This window comes from Mesorhizobium sp. M8A.F.Ca.ET.057.01.1.1, from assembly GCF_003952565.1.
Taxonomy (GTDB): Bacteria; Pseudomonadota; Alphaproteobacteria; order Rhizobiales; family Rhizobiaceae; genus Mesorhizobium.
In genome coordinates this window covers 4274091-4295206 of the sequence record NZ_CP034454.1, presented here as the reverse complement: position 1 = coordinate 4295206, position 21116 = coordinate 4274091, and the positions used below count along the sequence as shown (strand labels likewise).

19 protein-coding genes and 1 pseudogene are annotated in these 21116 nt (G+C 63.0%); 8 read left to right on the top strand and 12 right to left on the bottom strand.

Annotation, left to right across the window (positions count from 1 at the left end; genetic code table 11):
* Nucleotides 1-24: 24 nt before the first annotated feature.
* The gene (locus tag EJ077_RS20575) at nt 25-504 is read left to right on the top strand and encodes a hypothetical protein (RefSeq protein ID WP_208695834.1); all 480 of its coding nucleotides are present in this window, start codon (nt 25-27) and stop codon (nt 502-504) included.
* A gap of 45 nt (nt 505-549) precedes the next feature.
* Here the strand turns inward: EJ077_RS20575 and EJ077_RS20570 are convergent, their stop codons facing one another.
* Complete coding sequence (locus EJ077_RS20570) at nt 550-2871, bottom strand: PAS domain-containing sensor histidine kinase (protein WP_208695833.1); 2322 nt, start codon at nt 2869-2871, stop codon at nt 550-552.
* Between the two features lie 457 nt (nt 2872-3328).
* On the opposite strand from EJ077_RS20570, the gene EJ077_RS20565 reads away from it, so the two are divergent.
* Nucleotides 3329-3628, top strand: coding sequence for an addiction module antidote protein (locus EJ077_RS20565; RefSeq protein ID WP_135915302.1), 300 nt, complete (start codon nt 3329-3331; stop codon nt 3626-3628).
* Nucleotides 3629-3676: 48 nt separating this feature from the next.
* On the opposite strand, the gene pepN is transcribed toward EJ077_RS20565, so the two are convergent.
* Nucleotides 3677-6322, bottom strand: a complete 2646-nt coding sequence (gene pepN / locus EJ077_RS20560) for an aminopeptidase N (RefSeq protein WP_208695832.1) — start codon at nt 6320-6322, stop codon at nt 3677-3679.
* 149 nt (nt 6323-6471) lie between these two features.
* On the opposite strand from pepN, the gene EJ077_RS32610 reads away from it, so the two are divergent.
* Entirely contained in the window at nt 6472-6597 is a 126-nt protein-coding gene (locus EJ077_RS32610; protein WP_281040177.1) for a hypothetical protein, read from the top strand.
* Nucleotides 6594-7559: a DMT family transporter gene (locus EJ077_RS20555; protein ID WP_208695831.1), complete on the top strand. Its 966-nt coding sequence runs from the start codon at nt 6594-6596 to the stop codon at nt 7557-7559. The genes EJ077_RS32610 and EJ077_RS20555 overlap by 4 nt, the downstream gene beginning before the upstream one ends.
* Before the next feature lie 9 nt (nt 7560-7568).
* Here EJ077_RS20555 and EJ077_RS20550 read toward each other — a convergent pair whose 3' ends face one another.
* The 3 genes from EJ077_RS20550 to EJ077_RS20540 form a co-directional block, all read right to left on the bottom strand.
* A complete protein-coding gene (locus EJ077_RS20550; RefSeq protein ID WP_208695830.1) occupies nt 7569-8372 on the bottom strand; it encodes a helix-turn-helix domain-containing protein in 804 nt (267 codons plus the stop codon).
* 53 nt (nt 8373-8425) lie between these two features.
* Complete coding sequence (locus EJ077_RS20545) at nt 8426-9295, bottom strand: uracil-DNA glycosylase (RefSeq protein WP_208695829.1); 870 nt, start codon at nt 9293-9295, stop codon at nt 8426-8428.
* A gap of 89 nt (nt 9296-9384) precedes the next feature.
* The gene (locus EJ077_RS20540; RefSeq protein WP_208695828.1) at nt 9385-10029 is read right to left on the bottom strand and encodes a hypothetical protein; all 645 of its coding nucleotides are present in this window, start codon (nt 10027-10029) and stop codon (nt 9385-9387) included.
* Nucleotides 10030-10249: 220 nt separating this feature from the next.
* Between EJ077_RS20540 and EJ077_RS20535 the strand changes: the two are divergent.
* Nucleotides 10250-11928, top strand: a pseudogene (locus EJ077_RS20535) (electron transfer flavoprotein-ubiquinone oxidoreductase).
* 31 nt (nt 11929-11959) lie between these two features.
* The gene (locus tag EJ077_RS20530) at nt 11960-12655 is read left to right on the top strand and encodes a DUF922 domain-containing Zn-dependent protease (protein WP_416859526.1); all 696 of its coding nucleotides are present in this window, start codon (nt 11960-11962) and stop codon (nt 12653-12655) included.
* Between the two features lie 53 nt (nt 12656-12708).
* On the opposite strand, the gene EJ077_RS20525 is transcribed toward EJ077_RS20530, so the two are convergent.
* The 5 genes from EJ077_RS20525 to EJ077_RS20505 form a co-directional block, all read right to left on the bottom strand.
* Nucleotides 12709-13719 (bottom strand): endonuclease/exonuclease/phosphatase family protein, encoded by a 1011-nt coding sequence (locus tag EJ077_RS20525; protein ID WP_208703066.1) that lies wholly within the window; start codon nt 13717-13719, stop codon nt 12709-12711.
* 136 nt (nt 13720-13855) lie between these two features.
* Nucleotides 13856-15316 (bottom strand): AMP nucleosidase, encoded by a 1461-nt coding sequence (locus EJ077_RS20520; protein ID WP_245458476.1) that lies wholly within the window; start codon nt 15314-15316, stop codon nt 13856-13858.
* 116 nt (nt 15317-15432) lie between these two features.
* A complete protein-coding gene (locus EJ077_RS20515; RefSeq protein WP_127871363.1) occupies nt 15433-15627 on the bottom strand; it encodes a hypothetical protein in 195 nt (64 codons plus the stop codon).
* Between the two features lie 39 nt (nt 15628-15666).
* Nucleotides 15667-15822, bottom strand: coding sequence for a hypothetical protein (locus EJ077_RS20510; RefSeq protein ID WP_208695825.1), 156 nt, complete (start codon nt 15820-15822; stop codon nt 15667-15669).
* 211 nt (nt 15823-16033) lie between these two features.
* Nucleotides 16034-16375, bottom strand: coding sequence for a DUF2147 domain-containing protein (locus EJ077_RS20505; protein ID WP_208695824.1), 342 nt, complete (start codon nt 16373-16375; stop codon nt 16034-16036).
* Between the two features lie 438 nt (nt 16376-16813).
* Here EJ077_RS20505 and EJ077_RS20500 point away from each other — a divergent pair, with 438 nt between their 5' ends.
* Together EJ077_RS20500 and EJ077_RS20495 are read left to right on the top strand one after the other, a co-directional pair.
* The gene (locus tag EJ077_RS20500) at nt 16814-17080 is read left to right on the top strand and encodes a sel1 repeat family protein (protein WP_010915070.1); all 267 of its coding nucleotides are present in this window, start codon (nt 16814-16816) and stop codon (nt 17078-17080) included.
* Between the two features lie 424 nt (nt 17081-17504).
* Nucleotides 17505-18626 (top strand): branched-chain amino acid ABC transporter substrate-binding protein, encoded by a 1122-nt coding sequence (locus tag EJ077_RS20495; protein WP_208695823.1) that lies wholly within the window; start codon nt 17505-17507, stop codon nt 18624-18626.
* Nucleotides 18627-18707: 81 nt separating this feature from the next.
* Here the strand turns inward: EJ077_RS20495 and EJ077_RS20490 are convergent, their stop codons facing one another.
* Nucleotides 18708-20693 carry an acetyl/propionyl/methylcrotonyl-CoA carboxylase subunit alpha gene (locus tag EJ077_RS20490; RefSeq protein WP_208695822.1) on the bottom strand — a complete coding sequence of 662 codons (1986 nt, stop codon included), beginning with the start codon at nt 20691-20693 and terminating at the stop codon, nt 18708-18710.
* Nucleotides 20694-20741: 48 nt separating this feature from the next.
* Entirely contained in the window at nt 20742-21116 is a 375-nt protein-coding gene (locus tag EJ077_RS20485; RefSeq protein ID WP_208695821.1) for a hypothetical protein, read from the bottom strand.

Sequence of the window (21116 nt, the reverse complement as noted above, 5' to 3'; positions counted from 1 at the left end):
GTGACTATGCAACAGGAGAAAGTCATGAGAAAGACAACCAAGCTCGCACTTGCCTTCATCGCCCTGGCCGGAGCCGTCGGCGGCGCGGCCTATGCCGAGAATGTCGACAGCGCAAATATGCGTCGGCGCACCATGATGCGGCTCGACAAGGCGATGAAGGACAATGATGGCACCATCACCTTCGATCAGTTCTCCAATGTCATGGACGCACGGCTCAAGAAGCTTGTCGCCGACAATGGCGGCAAACTGACTGTCGCTCAACTCGCCGACGCGCTGGAGAAGGCACGCTTCGAACGCATGGCCAGGCGCATCATCGCCCGTTACGACAGCAAGGGCGACGGCACGCTGACCGCTGATGACATCAGCGGCCGCGAGAAGAAGCTTTTCGCGATTCTCGACAAGAACAATGACGGCAAGATCGAGAAGGGCGAACTGCCAAAGGGCGGCCGCTTTGGCCATCACCGTCAATGGGATAACGAAGGCAACGACGGCGGCCTGCAGTAGGATTGGTTGATACGGACTCCGACATCGTTGGCCGGAGCCCGTCGCTCAGGCCGCCGCCTTGACCGCCGTTGGCGCCTTCTTCACGGGAATGCGCACCGAGACGATCGTGCCGACACTCTCGGTGGAACGGATCTTCAGTGCACCGCCCTGCAACTCGGCCAGCGACCGCGAAATGGCGAGCCCGAGCCCTGACCCGGCATGGTTCTTGGAAAACTGGTTCTGCACCTGCTCGAAGGGACGCCCCAGCTTGCCGAGCGCTTCCTTCGGGATACCGCAGCCATTGTCCTCAATCGTCAACACCAGCGCGCCTGACGTGTTGCGGGCCCTGACCGATATGTGGCCGCCCTGGCCGGTGAACTTCACCGCATTGGACAGGAGGTTGATGACGATCTGCTTGATCGCCCGGCGATCGGCGAACAACGTCAGCGCGTCGGAGATCCGCGTTTCCACGGTGATCGCCTTCTGCGCCGCCTGCAGCGACACGACACGCACCGTCTCGCTGATCAGCGGACCGAGGTCGATCTGCTCCTGGTCCAGCGAGAACTGGCCCGCCTCGATCTTGGACATGTCTAGAATGTCGTTGATGACGCCAAGCAGGTATTTGCCGCTGCTGTTGATGTCGGTGGCGTACTCCTCGTAACGCTCCGAGCCCAGCGGGCCGAACAGCCCCTGTTCCATCAGTTCGGAGAAGCCGATGATGGCATTGAGCGGTGTGCGCAATTCATGCGACATGTTGGCCAGGAATTCGGATTTGGCCCGGTTCGCCGCTTCGGCGCGCTCGGTTTCCTTCATGTATTTGCGGTTGAGGTCGACCAGCTCGCGCGCCCGTTCCTCTTCGGCCCGGCGGGCAAGGCTGAGATCATGGATCGTCGCCATCAGCCGGCGCTCGCTGTCGACCAGCTTTTCCTGGTGCAACTTGATCTGGGTGATGTCGGACCCGACCGAGACGATGCCGCCGTCCCTGGTCCTGAGTTCGTTGACCTGCAGCCAGCGGCCGTCGGACAGCTGCCGCTCGAACGTGGCGCCGCCCTGCGGACCATTGGTGTTGGCAAGCCGGCGTTCCGAAGCAAAGGCCAGCATCCGCTCTTCCAGGGACGCGCGCGTCACACCCGGCATTACGTCGCGATCCGAAAGCCCGTTGTCCTGCTGGTATTTGGAATTGCACATGATCAGGTGCTGAGCCGAATCCCACAGCACGAAGGATTCATTGATGTTCTCGATCGCGGTCCTGAGACGAAGATCGGCCGCTTCGGAGCGCAGCGCCAGATGCCGTTGCTCGGTAACGTCGACCGCGATGCCGATCAGCTGGATCTCCGGCGCTTCCGGATCCATGACCTGTGCCCGGGCGCGCATCCACACCCATTGGCCATCGGCATGCCGCATCCGGAACACCTGGTCGATGTGATCGATATCGCGCGCGACGATCCTGTTGGCGAGTTCGAACAGGTCGCCGTCCTCGGGATGGATGATCTCGTCGACCTCGCCGAAGGACAGCATCGTCTCGCAGGGCTCGTAGCCGAGCATGTCATACATCGAGCGTGACCAGTACATCTTGCCGCGCACCATGTCCCAGTCCCAAAGGCCGCAGCGGCCGCGCACCAGCGCCATGTCGATACGCTGATGTGCCTCGAGATAGATGCGGTCGGCTGCCTGCGCGCGCGCCGCCTGTCCGAAATAGGCGTAGAGGATGATGATCAGCACGCCTGCCGTCAGCACGAACAGGGTGACGTTGAGCGAGACCGTCTTGCGCCAGGTGTCGAAGACCGCCTCTTGCGGCACAAGCGCCGCGGCGGCTCCCTTCCTGTCCTTGGACAGGCTGACCGCCGCGTACCAGTCCTGACCGCCGATGTTGACCTCCATGACACCGGCGCGATCGCCGAACATGAACAAAGGCTGGCCGCCCTGGACGAGGCCGTCGAGCGAATGGCCTTGCCAGGGCACCGAACGTGGTGTCACCGCGGTGATCCTGAAGGCACTGTCGGTGACGACCAGCACATGGCTGCGGCCCATCGCGCCCTGTCGGCTGGTGGTCTCCAGCAGGTCCTGGGTGGCGCCCGGCAGCGTGTCCGACGTGGTGGCGAGCGAACTGGCGAGCTGCGCGGCGGCCAGCGTCAGGATCGCCTTGGCATCGCGCTCGACATCGTCGCGCTCGTTCATCAGCGAGAGCACACGCAGGGCCGCGATGACGAGCAGGAAGATGACGATGAGGGCCGGTATCGACCGGCGCAGCAGCGGTTCAGCCGCAAGAAGCCGCTTGTAGGCCGGTTCGGCGATGAGCCGCGTATTCCCGGCAAGGCCGTCGCTGCGCGTCTCGCGACGTGCAAAAGCCATCCCACCGGGCGCGCCCCACGCGTCCGCCTTTGCCATAAATGGCACTCCCCGATTTCCAGTATGCCGCATTTCTATGTGCTGGTGATCCGGCAACACCGCACATCCGAATCGCCATTAAAGAATCAAAGGTGATTCGCCTTGTCCAGTGGTTCGGCGAAAAAAGATTAAAAATCGACTAAAATAGTGCTGGATCGACCCAGGCCCTTTTTGAGCGCGATCATATTGACGAGAGCTATGTGACAGAAGGCGAGTCGGATAAGAGCGGACCGATCCTTGAGCTTCCTTGACGGGATGTAGTTTATAAACTACAATTCCCTATGATCGATCTGAAGCAGACCGAAACGTTCCGAAAATGGTGGATGCGGCTAAAGGATGAGCGCGCTCGTGGCGCGATCTTTGCCCGGCTTGACCGTCTTGCTTATGGGCATCCGGGAGTTGCGTATCCAGGACATCAAGACGGCGAAACGTCTGGCACAAGAATGGAGCGAATGAGATGGCTGAGAAACTGACGACCTTTGATCCGGCTGAAGGCCTGACCTCCGATGAGGCGATTGCGGCATTCATGGCGGAAGCGTTTGCTTCCGAAGATTCTGGCTATATCGCACATGCGCTGGGTGTCGTTGCGCGCGCTAAGGGCATGGCCCAAATAGCGAGCCAGACGGGACTTTCGCGTGAACAGCTTTATCGCTCGTTCAGTGAGAACGGCAATCCGACACTAAAAACCACGATTGCAGTGATGAAGGCCCTTGGAATCGAGTTGACCGCAAAGGCACAGCCCCATCAGTCGGTTTGATAGGCGCCGGGCACAGGAGAATTCTCCCATAGGCAGCAGAGTCTGCATTCACGCCAACGTGCGCTCGACGATATCGCGCAGATCCGCGGAGAGGTTTTCGGCATTGGCGATCGAAACCAGCGCTTCTCTGGCCTTGGCTTGCCGGCCCGGTTCGAGCGAACGCCAGGACCTGAGCGCCGTCGCCAGCCTTGCCGCCACTTGCGGGTTGCGCTTTTCGACCTCGAGCACCGTCCACGTGAAGAAACGGTAGCCTTCCCCGTCGGCGCGGTGAAAGCCGGTCTGGTTGGCGCTGGAGAATGTGCCGATCAGCGAGCGCACCCGGTTCGGGTTGCCCATCGAGAAGCCCGGATGAGCGGTCAGGGAGCGGACCGTGTCGACAGCTTGTGGCCCCGGCACGCCGGCTTGAATCTGGAACCATTTGTCCATGACCAGCGGGTCGGACGCATATGTCTTTTCGAACCCCGCCAGCGCCTTTTTCGCTTCCGGCGATCCGTGGTGACGATGCGCGAGCACTGCCAATGCGGCCGCGCGGTCGGTCATGTTGGTCGCGGACTGGAAATGCCCGGCCGCCAATGCCACCCCGCCAGGCAGCAGCGAGAGATAATCCAGCAGAATGTTGCGCAAGGCGCGTCGTCCCGCGCTCGCCGCGTCGGGGCTGAAAGCGGTCTTGTCGGCAAGGCTGTCGTAGAGGCCGGAAAATGCCTCGCCATTGGCCGTGGCGATCGCCCGCGCAAGCGCCTGGCGAGATGAATGGATGGCATCCGGATCGATGTTCCTGCCGATGTCACGCGCGATGTCGGCGTCGCCAGGCAGCGCCAGGGCCAGGGCCCGATAGGCTGGTTCCAGCTTCTCGTCGCCGGCGATGTTGCCGGCAAGCTCGGTCAGCTGTGAGGCGAAGTCCGGCTGTTTGCCGCCAAGGATCTGGCGGAAGGCAGCGATCAGCGCATCGGTGAGCAGCGTGTTGAAGGCCTGCCAGCGCGAGAAGGCGTCGTTGTCATGGCGAGCGAGGAAGAACTGGTCAGCCGACTTCTGCTCGACTGACAGCGTCACCGGTGCCGAAAAGCCGCGGTTGAGTGACACCGCCGGTCGTTCGGCAACGCCGGAAAAGCGCACTATGTGACGGCGCTTGCGGACATGGATGACACCGTCCTCGACGCTCGCGCCCTCGACGCCGCTGTACTCGACAGGTTTGCCGCCGGCGCCGATCAGCCCAAAGGCGAGTGGTATATGCATCAGCCGCTTGCGGCTTTCCGACGGTGTCGGCGGCACCGACTGCTCGATCTCGAGCGTGAATTCCCGAGCGGCAGGATTGTGCGTCGAACTCACGGTCAGGTTGGGCGTGCCCGCCTGGTGATACCAGAGCGCGAATTGTGAAAGATCGCGGCCGGACGCCTCCTCGAACACCTTCATGAAGTCCTCGATGGTCGCGGCTTCACCGTCGTGGCGTTCGAAATAGAGGTCCATACCGGCGCGGAAGGCCTCAGCCCCGAGAATGGTTCGGATCATGCGCACCACTTCGGAGCCTTTTTCGTAGACCGTCGCCGTATAGAAATTGTTGATCTCGCGGTAGCGGCGCGGCCGCACCGGATGCGCCAGCGGTCCCTGGTCCTCGGGAAACTGGTGGGCGCGCAGCGTGCGCACTTCAGCGATGCGCTTGACCGCGCGCGAGCGCTGGTCTGCGGAGAACTCATGATCGCGGAAGACCGTCAGTCCTTCCTTCAGGCAAAGCTGGAACCAGTCGCGGCAAGTGATTCTGTTGCCTGTCCAATTGTGGAAATACTCATGCGCGATGATCGCCTCGATATTGGCGAAATCGGCGTCCGTCGCCGTCTCCTGGTCAGCCAGGACGTATTTGTCGTTGAAGATGTTGAGGCCCTTGTTCTCCATCGCGCCCATGTTGAAGTCCGATACGGCGACGATGTTGAAGACGTCGAGGTCGTACTCGCGGCCAAACGCCTCCTCGTCCCATTGCATCGACCGCTTCAGCGCGTCCATCGCGTAGCCGGCGAGCGCCTCCTTGCCGGGCTCGACATAGATGCCGAGCTCGACCTTGCGACCGGACACGGTCACGAAACTGTCGGCGACCTGGCCGAGATTGCCGGCCACCAGCGCGAACAGGTAGGACGGCTTGGGGAAGGGGTCGCGCCAGCTGGTGTAATGCCAGCCGTCGGCGAGATCGCCGCTCTCGACCGGATTGCCGTTGGACAGGAGCAGCGGCGCCTCGTCGCGCCGCGCCTCGATCCGCACTGTGTAGACGGACAGGATATCGGGGCGGTCGAGGAAGTAGGTGATGCGGCGAAAACCCTCCGCCTCGCACTGCGTGCAGTAAACGTTGTTCGAGCGGTAAAGGCCCATAAGAGCCTCATTGCCGGCCGGCGCCAGCTCGGTTTCGATCAGCAGCTGGAAACGGTGTGGGGCCGGCGGCTTGAGCAGCGTCAGCTGGTCGGGGCTCGCCAGCAGATCCGCCGGTTTCACCGTCTTGCCGTCGATCTCGACGCGCTTGAGCGTCAACCCGTCGCCATCGAGCACCAGCGGAGCCGATTTCGATATGCCCTCGCGGCGCTCGACGGTCAGTATCGCGGTGACGACCGTGGCCTGCGGCGAAAGACGGAAGTCAAGGTTGGTTTCCGGAATGAGGTAGTCGCTGGGGCGATAGTCCTCGAGTTTGAAGACCTGGCCTGTATCAGTGCGCATTCCCTGGCTTTTCCTGTCTTTTCCGGGGACCGGACATGGTTTGACTGGTCCAAAAAATTCAAAGTCCGCGCTCTTTACACGAAACACACCCTCGACAAAACTGCGGCAGAGCCTAATTCAGGCCATCCTTTCATCGTCGCGAGGCAGTCATGACCGCCGTCACACCGAAACTCGGGATGGGCGCTTTCGTTCGGCACGCCGACAATCTCCCGTTCTGCCATTTCGAGATCCGCAACGTGCCCTCGACGGCGGGCACGGACGCATTGCCAAAGTGACATCAGAGGCCGGGGCGCAACCAGAGACGACGGGCGGCCACGGCACGCTGAGAGGCATCGTGCTGAAGATCGTCTCCGTGACGGTCTTTGTCGGCATGCAAACCTGCATCAAGGCGGCAGGCGACGTGCCAGCCGGGCAGATCGTCTTCTTCCGTTCCTTCTTCGCCATCTTCCCGATCATCGCCTTCCTGGCATTGAAAGGACATCTGGCCACCGCTTTCGCCACGAAACGTCCCTTCAACCACATCGCGCGTGGCGTCGTCGGCGTCGGTGCCATGGGGCTCGGCTTTTTCGCGCTTACCAGGCTGCCGTTGCCCGAGGCGATCACCCTGAACTATGCACAACCGCTGCTGGTCGTGGTGTTCTCCTCGGTCTTCCTTGGCGAGACGATCCGCGTCTATCGCTGGAGCGCCGTCGCCGTCGGCCTCATTGGCGTGCTCATCATTTCCTGGCCGGAGTTGACGTTGCTCAATTCGGACGAAGGGCTCGACGACCAGGAGGTCCTGGGAGTCATGGCGGCGCTGATGGCCGCTGCAATCTCGGCCGTCGCCATGCTGCTGGTGCGCAATCTCGTGCAGACGGAGAAAACGGCCACCATCGTGCTATGGTTCTCGTCGACGGCGAGCGTGCTCTCGCTGCTGACGCTGCCCTTCGGCTGGCAATTGCTGACGCCAACGCAAGCCGCGCTGCTCATTATGGCTGGCTTTTGTGGCGGCCTCGGCCAGATCTTGATGACCGCGGCCTATCGCCATGCCGAAGCCTCGGTCGTGGCGCCTTTCGAATACACCTCCATGATCCTTGGGATCGTGGTTGGCTATCTCGTTTTCGGTGACGTGACCTCGTCCGGCACGCTGGTCGGTGGTGCGATCGTGGTGGCCGCCGGCATCTTCATCATCTGGCGCGAACGGCAACTGGGTCTGGAACGCACCCGCACCCGCAAGGCGGCCCTGCCGCAAGGGTGATCAGGACCGTTACGACCGCTCCTTTGCCAGGCGCACCAGCGCCGCCCGTGTCTGCTCATCGGCCGGGAAAAAGGATTCGATCGCCAGTTCCGACAAGGTCACATCCAGCGGTGTGCCGAAGACCGTGATGGTGCTGATGAACGACAGAACCTGACCGCCATGGGCAAGCCTCAGTGGATGGACGATCGCATTCGGTTCGACCGGCGCCGGCCGGCTGCCCTTGAGGCCTGAGGGATAGCCGCGCAGTTCGCGCTCCAGTTCGACCAGCACCGGATCGCCGGTGGCATCGTTCTGGCGCTTGAGACGCTCGATCAGGTGCGTGCGCCATTCCTGCAGGTTGACGATGCGTGGCGCGATGCCGCCGGGGTGCAGGCTGAGGCGAAGCACGTTGACCGGTGGCGTCAGCAGCGAAGCCTCGCCAACATCGGCAAGGAAAGGAGCGATCGCGGCATTCGCCGAAACCAGGTTCCAGTGCCTGTCCACGGCCAGCGCCGGAAATGGCTCATGCCCCTTGAGCACGGTCTCGACCGCCGCCATCGCCGGCGCCAGCGTCGTATCGGTGAGCGGCCGTTCGCCGAAGCTGGGAGCAAAGCCCGCGGCCAACAGTAACTGGTTGCGCTGCCTGAGCGGGATCGCCAGTTGCTCGGCCAGATGCAGCACCATGTCGCGCGAGGGTGCGGCGCGACCGCTTTCGACGAAGGAGAGATGCCGCTGCGAAATTTCGGCGTCCATGGCGAGGTCGAGCTGGCTCAAGCGGCGGCGCGTGCGCCATTCACGGATGAGACTGCCGGCGGAGGTCTGCGAGCTTGTCATGGCCGCTGACTAGGCCGACGCTGAAGGCATTTCAATTACCTGCGAGGTCATCGCTAGCCGAGCGCCCGCAGCTTCGCCTTCACCTCGAGAAAATCCCGCCACGCCAGCTTCTTGTGCGCGGGCGTCCGCAAGAGATAGGCCGGATGCAGCGTCGGCATGGCCGGAATGGCAATGCCGGACGCGGTGGTGTGGACGCGCCAGTTGCCGCGCAGCCGCAGGATACCTTCCGAGGTGTTGAGCAAGGTCTTGGCCGATGGACCGCCGAGATTGATCAGCACCTTGGGATTGACCAGCTCGATCTGACGCTCGATGAACGGCCTGCAGATCTCGGTCTCGTGCGGCGTCGGCGGGCGGTTGCCGGGCGGCCGCCAGGGAATGACATTGGCGATGTAGACCGAGTTGCGGTCAAGGCCGATCGCCGCCAGCATGCGGTCGAGCAGCCGGCCCGAGCGGCCGACGAAGGGCAGGCCTTCAATGTCCTCGTCACGGCCAGGAGCTTCGCCGACCAGCATGACAGTGGCTTGCGGGTTGCCGTCGGCGAATACGAGGTTCTTGGCGGTGGCCTTGAGATTGCAGCCCTCGAAAGCGGCCATGTGCTGGCGCAGCTCGTCCAGGGACACTGCCGCGGTGGCCAGTTGGCGCGCCAAAGCAGCCTGCGCCTCGTCGGGCACGGCCGAGGTCGGCGGGCGCGGGGCCGGCGCATCCGGCACCGCGCGCCCATCGAGGCCCGGCGGAGCAACGGGCGGTTCCGGTGCGCTGCTTTCGCCTGGCGTCGTCGTCGGCATCCGCTCCGCCGGCTTCGGCGCGGCCTCCGCGAACCGGTTTACCGGCGCATCCTCCAGAGCCTCGTCGACACCCACGCTGGCATAGAAGGCGAGCAGATCGGCGAAATCGACCGGATTGTTGGGAGAGGCGGCAGTCATGGCCGCACCATCGTCCGGGCCGCGTCAATTTGCAACCTCGGCGAAGACGGTTCGCGACAGCCTCCCTCTTGCCGAGGCGAGGTCGCGGTCTAGCCGGTGGGTATGCGCGGATCCTGCACGAGATAGAAGGTCCATCGCGGCGTGTAGTCGGTCATCAGGAACTCGAAGCTGGCGGTCTTGAGCGGATCGACCTTGCCGTTTTTGAACAGCAGCCGGTCATAGGGTTCGAAGTCGCGGTCGAAATCGGCGAAATTGCTCGACCAGATATTGTCTGGCGTCTTGTTGCGCTGATCGAACGAAAGCCCATCCCCGAACACGCTTGGCTGATCCAGTATTTCCTGCAGCTCGAACTGGAACTCGATCCAGGCCTGGCCGCTGTTGTTGAGCACCTCGAGGCGCATATACATGATGCCGTTGGCGAACTCACCCGCCTTGCCGAATGTCTGGATCGGCTTTGTGGTGCGGATGGTCAGCGTCACGGGTGTCGCCGAATTCAGTTCTTCGGTGATGACCAGCGGATCGTCCTTGGTTCCGATGCCGGAAGCCCCGGTGATGCGGAAACCGCCAAGCTCGTCGGAGAATGAGTACGCGCCTGTCGCCCAGACCTTCACTTCATCCGCGACGGCACGGCCCGGCGCCAACGCCAGAAGGGCCAAAATAACCGCCCGGCAGGCCCGGCCGGGCGTTGATGGAAAGCGCGTCGAAGAGAAGCCGCCTGGCCCGGGAATGCGCATGGCGGGAAGTATGGCCGATAAGCAAGCCGTCGAACAATAGAAAACGCAGGCTTGAAGGGCCGCGCAGCGCGGAAACGGCTTGCCTGCCGCAGAATGCGCGACTTTTTGGCCAAATCCGCATTGTCACGTATGCGCCGGTTTCCTGTCGCCAATTGATGCGCTATGCAGCGCAGGAGCCAGCAAGATACGCCAACGGCGGCAAGCCAGTGCGGAGGGGTTGATGAGCGATATCGAACGCGAAAGCATGGAATTCGACGTGGTCATCGTCGGTGCCGGGCCGGCCGGCCTTGCCGCGGCCATCCGTCTTAAGCAGGTCAATCCCGAGCTCTCCGTCGTCGTGCTGGAAAAGGGCGGCGAGGTTGGCGCTCACATCCTGTCCGGGGCCGTAGTCGACCCGATCGGCATCGACCGGCTTCTGCCCGGCTGGCGCGAGGAGGATGGTCATCCCTTCAAGACACCGGTCACGGCGGACCATTTCCTGGTGCTTGGCCCCGCCGGTTCGTTCCGCCTGCCCAACATCCTGATGCCGCCGCTGATGAACAACCACGGCAACTACATCGTCTCGCTGGGTAACGTCTGCCGCTGGCTGGCTGGCAAGGCCGAGGCGCTTGGCGTCGAGATCTATCCAGGCTTTGCCGCTGCCGGCCTGCTCTACAATGAAGAAGGCGCCGTCACCGGCGTCGTTACCGGCGACATGGGTGTCGAGAAGGACGGCACGCACGGTTCGGGTTTCGCGCCGGGCATGGCGCTGATGGGCAAGTATGTGCTGATCGGCGAGGGCGCGCGCGGTTCGCTCGCCAAGCAGCTGATCGCCAAATACAGCCTCTCGGATGGCCGCGAGCCGGGCAAATACGGCATCGGCCTCAAGGAACTCTGGCAGGTCAAGCCGGAGAATCATCGGCCGGGTCTGGTGCAGCATTCCTTCGGCTGGCCGCTCGACATGAAGACCGGCGGCGGTTCGTTCCTCTATCATCTGGAGGACAACCAGGTGGCTGTCGGCTTCGTCCTCCACCTCAACTACAAGAACCCCTATCTGTCGCCCTTCGAGGAATTCCAGCGCTTCAAGACCCATCCGGCGATCGCAGGCACGTTCGAGGGCGCCAAGCGACTGGGCTACGGCGCGCGCGCCATAACCGAGGGTGGCTGGCAGTCGGTGCCGAAATTGTCGTTCCCGGGCGGCGCGCTGATGGGGTGCGCGGCGGGCTTCGTCAACGTGCCGCGCATCAAGGGCTCCCACAATGCGGTGCTGTCTGGGATGCTGGCCGCCGATCATGTCGCCGAGGCGATCGGCGCCGGCCGTGCCAATGACGAGCTTTCCGCCTACGAGAAAGCCTGGCGGGCGACCGACATCGGCAAGGATCTGAAGAAGGTGCGCAACGTCAAGCCGCTATGGTCGCGTTTCGGCACCATCATCGGCGTCGGCCTCGGCGGCCTCGACATGTGGCTGAACACGCTGTTCGGCCTCTCGCCCTTCGGCACGCTGAAGCATGGCAAGGCCGACTATGCGACGCTCGAGCCTGCCGCCCAGCACAAGAAGATCGCCTATCCGAAGCCGGATGGCGTGCTCACCTTCGACCGTCTCTCCTCGGTATTTCTGTCCAACACCAATCACGAGGAAAACGAGCCGGTGCACCTCGTCGTCGGGACATGGCGCTGCAGCAGCGGTCGGAGCACGATGTGTTCGCCGGACCTTCCACGCGCTATTGCCCGGCGGGCGTCTATGAGTGGGTGGACAAGGACGGCAACGCCGCCGCCGATCCGCAGGCCAAGGACGTGCGCTTCGTCATCAACGCGCAGAACTGCGTCCACTGCAAGACCTGCGACATCAAGGACCCGAACCAGAACATCAACTGGGTGCCGCCGCAAGGCGGTGAAGGACCAGTCTACCAGGGCATGTGACCCCTGCGCCGCTAGGGCGCGGCGGCAAAAAATGCAGCGGAGTGCTAGCTGCGAGGGCATGCAGCACAGCAGAACCGTTGAAACGAGCACCGGCTTGTGGTTCCCTTCTCCGGGGACAAGGAGAAGGCCGATGCGCCGGACATTTCTGACATGCCTCATCGTCATCGGGACACTGTGCGCGCCAGAGGCCTTGGCCGGCACCAGGGCAATTGTCCAGACGCGGACCTACGACATCACGGGAAGCTCGGGGACGGCCTTCATCGAGGCGATGGACAGCAAGGGTCCCAAGCATGGCTTCATGACGCATGCCATCGCCACAACTGCCTATACCGTCGACTGGGATCTCGGCGGGGGTCAGGACAACGGCTTCTGCCGGCTGCGGCGGGTCAACGGCACGCTCAATCTGTTCTACACCTTTCCTCGCGTTGGTTCGCCCATGACGCCGGCACTGAAGAGGCGCTGGAACAGGTTCTTCGCCGGTGTTCGCGCCCATGAGGAAACGCATGGGCGCATCGCCAGGGAGATGATGCGCGCTACCGAAAGGTCGATAGCCGGCCTGCGGGTCGCCGACGACCCCTCGTGCGACAAGACGCGCCGCGAGGCTCGGCTTCGCATCAAGACCGTCTATGCGGAATATGAGGCCAGGCAAAACGCTTTCGACCGGCGCGAGCATAGCGATGGCGGCCATGTCGAACATCTGATCGCTGCCTTGATCGGGAAACCTTGAACGCGCAATCCATCCGCCATCTCGACGCTTGGGCACTGTGCGGCGCTTGTAGGTCAGCCCTGCGGCTTGGCTGACAAGCCGTTCGCCGCGAGCGCTGTGGCGTGCCCATCCTCAGGCTGCTTCTGATCCGATCGAACCGTAAATTCGACCAGCACCGGCAGATGATCGGAGCCGGTGTCCTCCAGCCGCGTCGATGACAGGATCTTCAGCCCGCCCTTGCTGAACACCTGGTCGATCGGCAGGCCCGCATAGCGGCGCAGGAAGTCGGGCAGTGTCCGGTGGATCCAGGTCGGGCCGGCTGAAGGCATGAGTGTCAGCCCGCCGAGCGCCGCGACCCGCCGCACCGCCGCACTCCACGGCACGGCGTTGCAATCGCCGGCCAGGATCGCGGTCTCGCCGAGCGCGGCCAGTGGCTCTGCCAATTCGCCGATCTGCCAGTATTGCTCCTTCGGCCAGGGCCAGCTCAAATGAATCGCGGCGACATCGACATCGCTCCCGCCAAAGTCGATGGTGGCGGTCGCCATCGCGCCGCGCGGCTCGCAACGCGGCGCGGTGTCGGCGGCAAACGGCCGGCGCGACAGCAGCGCCACGCCGAACATGCCGTTCGGGTAGGGGCAGAGGATACGGTAGGGGTAGGCACTGGCGATGTAGCCAAGCTCGGTCGTCCACATGTCAGACACTTCGTCGAGGGTGATCACATCCGGATTGATGCGGCCGATCAGGGAGAGCACTTTCTTCGGCGTCGGGTTGTTGAAGCGCAGGTTCATCTGCAGCAGGCTGTAGACGATCTGGTCGGCGGGCTGGGCAATCGCTGGCTGCGGCCACAGCCTCGGCAATGCGCTTGCCGTCGTGGCCAGGCAAGTGATGGCGAAGAGCAGTGCCGCAGCCGCCTGCAGCCGGTAGGAACTCGCAAGCAGCGGCAGCGCCAGAAGCGCCATCAGCACGCTGAGGTGAACGCGGAAATGCGAGAAGGAATCGAAAGCGGGGTGCAGCGCGCCGAAGAACCCGGCCAACAAAGCGGCCGACAATGCCGTCATCGCCAGGAATGCCAGCCCAGCCGTCATGTTCAAGCGCGCGCCTGTTGTCATCGAGGTCGTGTCTGCCGAATGCCGCCTGACGATCCGTTCGATTTTTGCTTATCCGCCAAATTACGGCCTGAGCAAGACGACGAATTGCCTCGCCGTGGCTTCGCGCGATCGCCTATTGGAACGCTGTCTCCGAAAAGCTCCGGAGCTTGCGCGAATGCAGCCGCTCCATCGGCATCTCGGCCAGCTTCTCCATCGCCCTGATGCCGATGGTCAGGTGCTGCGCCACCTGGCGTTTGTAGAACTCGGTCGCCATCCCAGGCAATTTCAACTCGCCATGCAGCGGCTTGTCGGAAACGCACAGCAGCGTGCCATAGGGGACTCGGAAGCGGAAACCATTGGCGGCGATCGTCGCCGACTCCATATCGAGCGCGATCGCGCGCGACTGCGACAGGCGCTGCACCGGTCCGCGCTGGTCGCGCAGTTCCCAGTTGCGGTTGTCGATGGTGGCGACGGTGCCGGTGCGCATGATGCGCTTCAGATCATAGCCCGACAGGCCGGTGACCTCGGCGACTGCTTCCTGCAGCGCAACCTGGATCTCGGCCAATGGCGGGATCGGCACCCAGACCGGCAGATCGTCGTCCAGCACGTGATCCTCGCGCACATAGGCATGCGCCAGCACATAGTCACCCAGCGCCTGGGTGTTGCGCAGCCCGGCGCAGTGACCAAGCATCACCCAGGCATGCGGCCGAAGCACCGCGATATGGTCGGTGATGGTCTTGGCGTTGGAAGGACCCACGCCGATATTGACCATGGTGATGCCGCCATGATTCGGCTTCTTCAGATGGTAGGCCGGCATCTGTGGCAGGCGCTGTGGCGCCACGCCTTCGCTGGGCGCACCCTGACCGGCCCGGGTGATGACGTTGCCAGGTTCGACAAATTCTGTGTAGTCGTCACCCCCCTTTTCCATCAGGTCGCGGGCGCGGGCGACAAACTCGTCGATGTAGAACTGATAGTTGGTGAACAGCACGAAGTTCTGGAAATGCTGCGGGCTGGTTGCGGTGTAGTGCGTCATGCGGTGCAGTGAATAGTCGATGCGCTGCGCCGTGAACGGCGCCAGCGGCCGGGGCTCGCCGAAGGCGACCTCGAACGTGCCGTTGGCGATCTGATCGTCGGTGCCGTCGAGATCCGGCACGTCGAACAGGTCGCGGATCGGCCGCTTGATGCGCTCGGCAGCGGCGCCGTCGACATAGGTGCCTTCCAGGAAAGCGAAATGCAGGGGGATCGGCGTGGTCGATTCCGAGACGGTCACCGACACGCCGTGATTGCGCATGATCAGCCGAAGCTGCTCGATGAGGTAGGTCTCGAACAGGTCCGGCTGGGTCACCGTGGTGGCGAAATGGCCGGGCGTCGGCATGTGGCCATAGGCCTGGCGCGAGTCGACCTGGGTGAACGAACTCGTGGTGACGCCGATCTCGGGGTAGAAGGCCCGGTAGCGCTTGCTGCTGTCGCCGCCGGCGGCAAGGGCTGCGAAGGAATCGCGAAGGAACTTGGTGTTGCGGTTGTAAAGCACCTGCAGTGCGGCAACGGCCTTTTCGGCATTGTCGAAGCTTTGCCGGCCAAAAGGCTCGGGCATGACGACTGATTCGATGGCTTGGGGGTAGATTCGCTTTTCCATGGCTCAATATAGAGACTTGGACGGGCGGTTGGGAGGGGGCTCGCCGCCGAAGGCGCTCAAAGCGCCATTTTTCTTCAACCCCGCTGCAGGCTGACCAGCAGCACGAACCCGACGCCGGACTTTCGGAGCGCCGGCGCCTCGATGGTCGAGCCGGCATCGGCGCGCATCATCGGCACCGCCAGGACCGGAGCAGCCAGGAGCACCAGAATAAGCGCCGCCCGCGGCAGGAGCCGGAGGGTCTTGGCGAGATTGGCGGCGATGCGGTTCATGATGTCTGTGCTTTTCTTTTCGAGGTCTGGTTCTCTGTTTCAGTGGCGAAGGCTGGTCGGGCAAGCGAGGTGGCACATTCTGGCGGCTTCGTCCCAGGAGCGGGGGGAACGGGCCGCTTCGGCGACAAGGATGGCGAAGAACATCCCAAACAGGCTCATCAGCAGGCAGACGATGGTGAAGCGGCGAGCAAGCATTGGGTCCGTGTCTCCTTCAACACGCAGGAGAATGCCCTGACGCCTCTGAACCGGCTCTGATGCCGGCGTTCATCTGCGGTTCAAATTGATTGACGGGCTCTGATCAGGCTGTCGCCGGCCTGTACGGCCATCGAGGGCCACGGTCTGCGCGTCGATAAAACGAAAACGGGACCCGCCGGGCCCCGTTTTGAGATCACAAGGAGATGGACGCTTAGAGCTTGTGCCAGGTCTGGCTCTTGCAGATCAGTCCGCCGAGCACGCAACCGCTCATCTTGAGCGAGGTACCCGACAATGTCGCCTTGCCGGAATAGGTCTTGTCGTTTGCCGGATCGGTGATGTTGCCGGTATATTTGTTGTCGCCGGCCGCCTTGAGCGAGCCGATGGTCTTGCCGGCATATTTACCGGACTTGAGCGTGATGGAGAATGAACCGCCGCCTGAAATGGCCGCGGTGTCGCCTGCCTGCGTTTTCCAGTTGCCCTCGATCGGATCGGCCCATGCCGCGCCGCTCAGCATCAAAGTGGCCGCCAGGGCCAGGCTCACTTTTCGAAACATGTCTTCCTCCGTTTGGATGGCCGGCCGGATGCTCCGCCTCGCCGGACTGCCGCTTACGCAAACGTAAGCTAGTCCAGCTTCCGTCAAAACAAAAGCGGTGCCGCAACGGAAGACTTCGGCATTTTGAAAGCGCCTGAATTCACCCTGCCGGGACGGAAATGAAAACGATCGCCCCGTCGTGTTTGTTTCCCGTGGTTAGCGGAGTGTTGATCGCGGCCCCGAAAATTTTCGTCAAATTTGGCGAAAACCAGCCGAATTGCTGGGTTCGTATCCTTAACGAATTTCTGTGTTTACCTCTTGTTTTAGCTTTGTTTTCCTCAAATTAAGCACGCCATTTAACGACGGATTCAAGCCTGCGCGGCATTCTCGAAAGCATCGAAAGAGCGCCCCGGACAAGACAAACGGAGGCAGCTCTCGGGAGCCAGACAGGGGACTAAAATGGCACGTTTTGAAATGCTTGAAGCAGGCTTCGGCGCCATGGGGGCAACTGCCCAGGCCGACATTCTTTTCGAACTGGGCATGATGTATGCGACCGGCCGCGATTGCGAGACCGATGTCGTTGCCGCCCACAAATGGTTCAACATCGCCGCCATCAAGGGTTCGGCCCGCGCCGCGGAACTGCGCTCGGAACTCTCGGCGGCCATGTCGAAGGTCGAGATCGCCAAGGCGCTGCGCGAAGCCCGCGAATGGATGACCATGCACTGAGTTCCGCCAGACGGGGACGCTCCGGCCAAGACCGCTAAAAGACGGTCGCGCCAACAGGGACAAGGCTGCGCAGACAGCCAGGCCACCGGCCAACAACAAAAGAATGCGGCAGGCCGACAGGTCCAAGCCGCGCGACCATGATCCCGAAGTTGAATCGGGGCTTCGGCAACATCATGGCCAACAGGAAGACAGGGAAGGTGGGTTGGGTCACAGCGCGGGGGCGCCGGGGAAACAGCCTGACAGGCAAAAAGCCACGACCAGCCGGAACAAGGCTGGCGTGGCTTTTTGCGTGGATGAGACCGCGCAGGCCCAATCGAGCGGCGCCAATGCGCCTAGACAGGCCCGGTGAAGGATGAAATTGTCCCGCCTCTCTGGAAGAAGCGCGGCCGGGGCGGCCGCGCGTGAGTGGAGGAGTTCTATTGTCATGAAAAAAATGGGTATTTTGAGCGCGGCCATTTTCGGCCTGATGATGAGCGCGCCCGTCGCGTTCGCCGACGACATCACCGTCTCGGTGGTTGGCCCGATGACCGGACAGCTCGCGACCATCGGCGATCAGTTCAAACAGGGCGCAAAGGCCGCGGCCGATGCCATCAATGCCGCGGGCGGCGTCAACGGCTCGATGATCAAGCTCGACATCGAGGACGACCAGTGCGACCCCAAGCAGGCCGTTTCGGTCGCCAACCGCATCATTGCCAACGGCGTCAAGTTCATCGACGGTCATGCCTGCTCGGGTTCGAGCATTCCGGCCTCGGCCGTCTATGCCGAAGCCGGTGCGCTGATGATGAGCCCGGCGTCTTCGAACCCGGTGCTGACCGACGCTGCGGCCAAGTCCGGCTGGCCGACGATCATGCGCCTCTATACGCGTGACGACGCACAGGGCGCCTTCATCGGCCCGTGGATTGCCAAGAAGTATGCCGGCAAGAATGTGGTCATCCTGCACGACAAGAGCGCCTACGGTCAGGGCGTGGCTGACGCCGTCAGGGCAACCATGAATACCGGTGGCCTCAAGGAAGTCTACTATGACGCCATCAACCCCGGCGAGAAGGACTATTCGGCGCTTGTCACCAAGCTGAAGGATCTCAAGGCCGATGTCGTCTATTTCGGCGGCTACCATCCTGAGGCTGGCCTGATCCTGCGTCAGTCGGCCGAACAGAACCTGAAGTTCCAGCTGATCATGCCGGACTCGATCGCCTCGCCGGAGTTCTGGCAGGTTGCCGGCCCGGCCGGCGAAGGCACCATGTTCGTGTTCCCGTCGGATCCGCAGGCAAAGCCGGAAGCCAAGGCGGCCGTCGAGAAGATCAAGGCCGGCGGCTTCGTGCCGGAAGGTTTCACGCTGTTTTCCTACGCCGTGGTCCAGGCTTTCGCCGAAGGCATCAAGCGTGCCGGCAGCGACGATCCGGCCAAGGTTGCCGAAGCGTTGAAGAACGGCACGCCGATCAGCACCGTTGTCGGCGACGTCACCTTCGACGAGAAGGGCGACCTCAAGAATGCCAGCTACGACATCAACCAGTGGCATGACGGCAAGTACGCCCCGATCGCGCAGTAATCGCTCCGACGATCGGATAGTCCAAGGAAATGGCCGGGTTCGTCCCGGCCATTTCTGTTTGCGGTCCGCGATGCGCTCCGTCTATCGGCCGGTGGTGGCGGTCGACGCGCTCTGGTCCTCGATGAACCGCACCAGCACCGCCCCGTCGGTGACCTGTGACCCTTCCCCGGCGATCTCGGCGATCACACCGTCATGCGGGGCGGCGATGGTGTGCTCCATCTTCATCGCTTCGAGGATCAGCAGAATTTGCCCCTTGGTCACGGCGTCCCCTTTCGCCACGCGCACAAGCTTGACGAGACCCGGCATCGGCGCGCGCAGGCTGGCGGAGGCGGCAGCGGCTTCATCGCTCCTGGCCAGCGGATCCGGCACGGTGAAAGTATAGCCGACAGCGCCTTCGAACACGGTGATGTGGCCAGGCCAGCGGGCGAGGCGGGGAACGGCCCGAAGGTCATGCGAATTGGTGCTGTCATACGGCGCATCGAGAGCCACCTGAAAGCGTCCGTCCGGCCGCATTGAAACCTTGGCCAGGATGGCCTCGTCGCCGAACTTCAGCCGCATGCGCCGCGCCACGCCGTGGAAATGCGCATAGCCGGCAAGCGACGACCAGGGGTCGTCCGACGATGGCAATGCTCCGGCACCCGAGGCCGCCAGCGCGGCAGCCGAGATGATTTCGCCGGTCGGCGGCGCGACCGCCGTCAGCATCTCCTGGTGTCTGCCGATCAGGCCGGTATCGACGTCTCCCGCCGCAAAATCCGGGTCGGCGGCAAGAGCGGCAAGAAAAGCGGTGTTGACGGTGGAGCCGGCAATCTCGGTTCGCGCGAGCGCGGTGCGGAGCGCTTCCAGCGCCGCCCGCCTGTCCCCGGAATGGATGACCAGCTTCGCGATCATCGGATCGTAGTAGGGCGAGATGGCATCGCCAGCCCGCACGCCGGTCTCGATGCGCATCGCGGCGCCTTCGGGGGCAACGCCCGGAAATTTCAGGTGGTGCAGCGTGCCTGTCGCCGGCAGAAACCCCTTGGCCGCGTCTTCGGCGTAGATGCGCGCCTCGAAGGCATGGCCGCAAAGCGCGATCTCGCTTTGTGTCTTTGGCAGTTTTTCGCCGCTGGCGACGCGTAACTGCCACTCGACCAGATCGGTGCCGGTGACCATCTCGGTGACCGGATGCTCGACTTGCAGGCGGGTGTTCATTTCCATGAACCAGAAGCGGTCGGCCTTGAGGCCTTGCGAGGCGTCGACGATGAACTCGATGGTGCCGGCGCCGGAATAGTTGATCGCCTTGGCCGCCTTCACCGCCGCCTCCGTCATCGCCTTGCGCAAAGCCGGCGTCATGCCGGGGGCGGGGGCCTCCTCGATCACTTTCTGGTGGCGGCGTTGCGCCGAGCAGTCGCGTTCGTAGAGATGCACGGCATTGCCGAAATTGTCGCCGAACACCTGCACTTCGATATGCCGTGGCTTGTCGACGTATTTTTCGACCAGCACGCGGTCGTCGCCGAAGGCGGCCTTGGCTTCGCGCCGGGCGCTGGACAGCGCCTCGGAAAAATCATCGGGATGCTCGACGCGCCGCATGCCCTTGCCGCCGCCGCCGGCACGCGCCTTGATCAGCACGGGATAGCCGATCTCGCGGGCTTTCGAGGCAAGCAGCACGATCTCCTGCGCCTCGCCATGATAGCCCGGCACGACCGGAACGCCAGCTTTCTCCATCAACCGCTTGGCGGCGTCCTTCAACCCCATGGCGCGGATCGAAGCGGCCGATGGGCCAATGAAAATGAGGCCAGCCGCGACCACCTGGTCGACGAAATCCGGGTTTTCCGAGAGGAACCCGTAACCGGGATGAATGGCCTGCGCCCCTGTCGCCAGGGCCGCCGCGACAATCCTGTCGCCGCGCAGATAGCTCTCGCCGACGGGCGAGGGGCCGATATGCACCGCCTCGTCGGCCATTTCGACATGCAGAGCCTTGGCGTCGGCGTCTGAATAAACGGCGACGGTGCGCACATCCAGCCTGCGGGCGGTACGGATGACACGGCAAGCAATCTCGCCCCGATTGGCGATCAGGATCTTGCTAAACATGGAGCCTCCCGGATTTGCGGCAAGCGATACCAGTTCGGCAGACACCTGCTATTTGGACGCGGCGATCTCGCAGGCGCCGCCGTTTGTCACCTTGTAGTGAGCGCGCGTGGCCAGGCAGGATTTCATGGCCAGCTCCTCCGCTGCCTTTTGCGACGGCGCATTCAGTCGCGCGCCGCAGAGGATGTAGAGAGAAACCACCCTGGAGTACGGCGTGGTGGCATAGGCGGAATGGCCGCTGGCCGCGACATAGGCCTTGTAGGCCTTGGTGCATGGCGACTTCGGATCGCCATTCAAAGTCGGCGGGAAACGTTTGTCTCCCTCGCTTCCCGCCAGCGATCCGGCCATGCCAACGCCTGGGGCGGCCGCTATCAGCAACCAAGCCAGCATCGATCCGGCTACCCGTTTGCAGATCATGGATTTCAT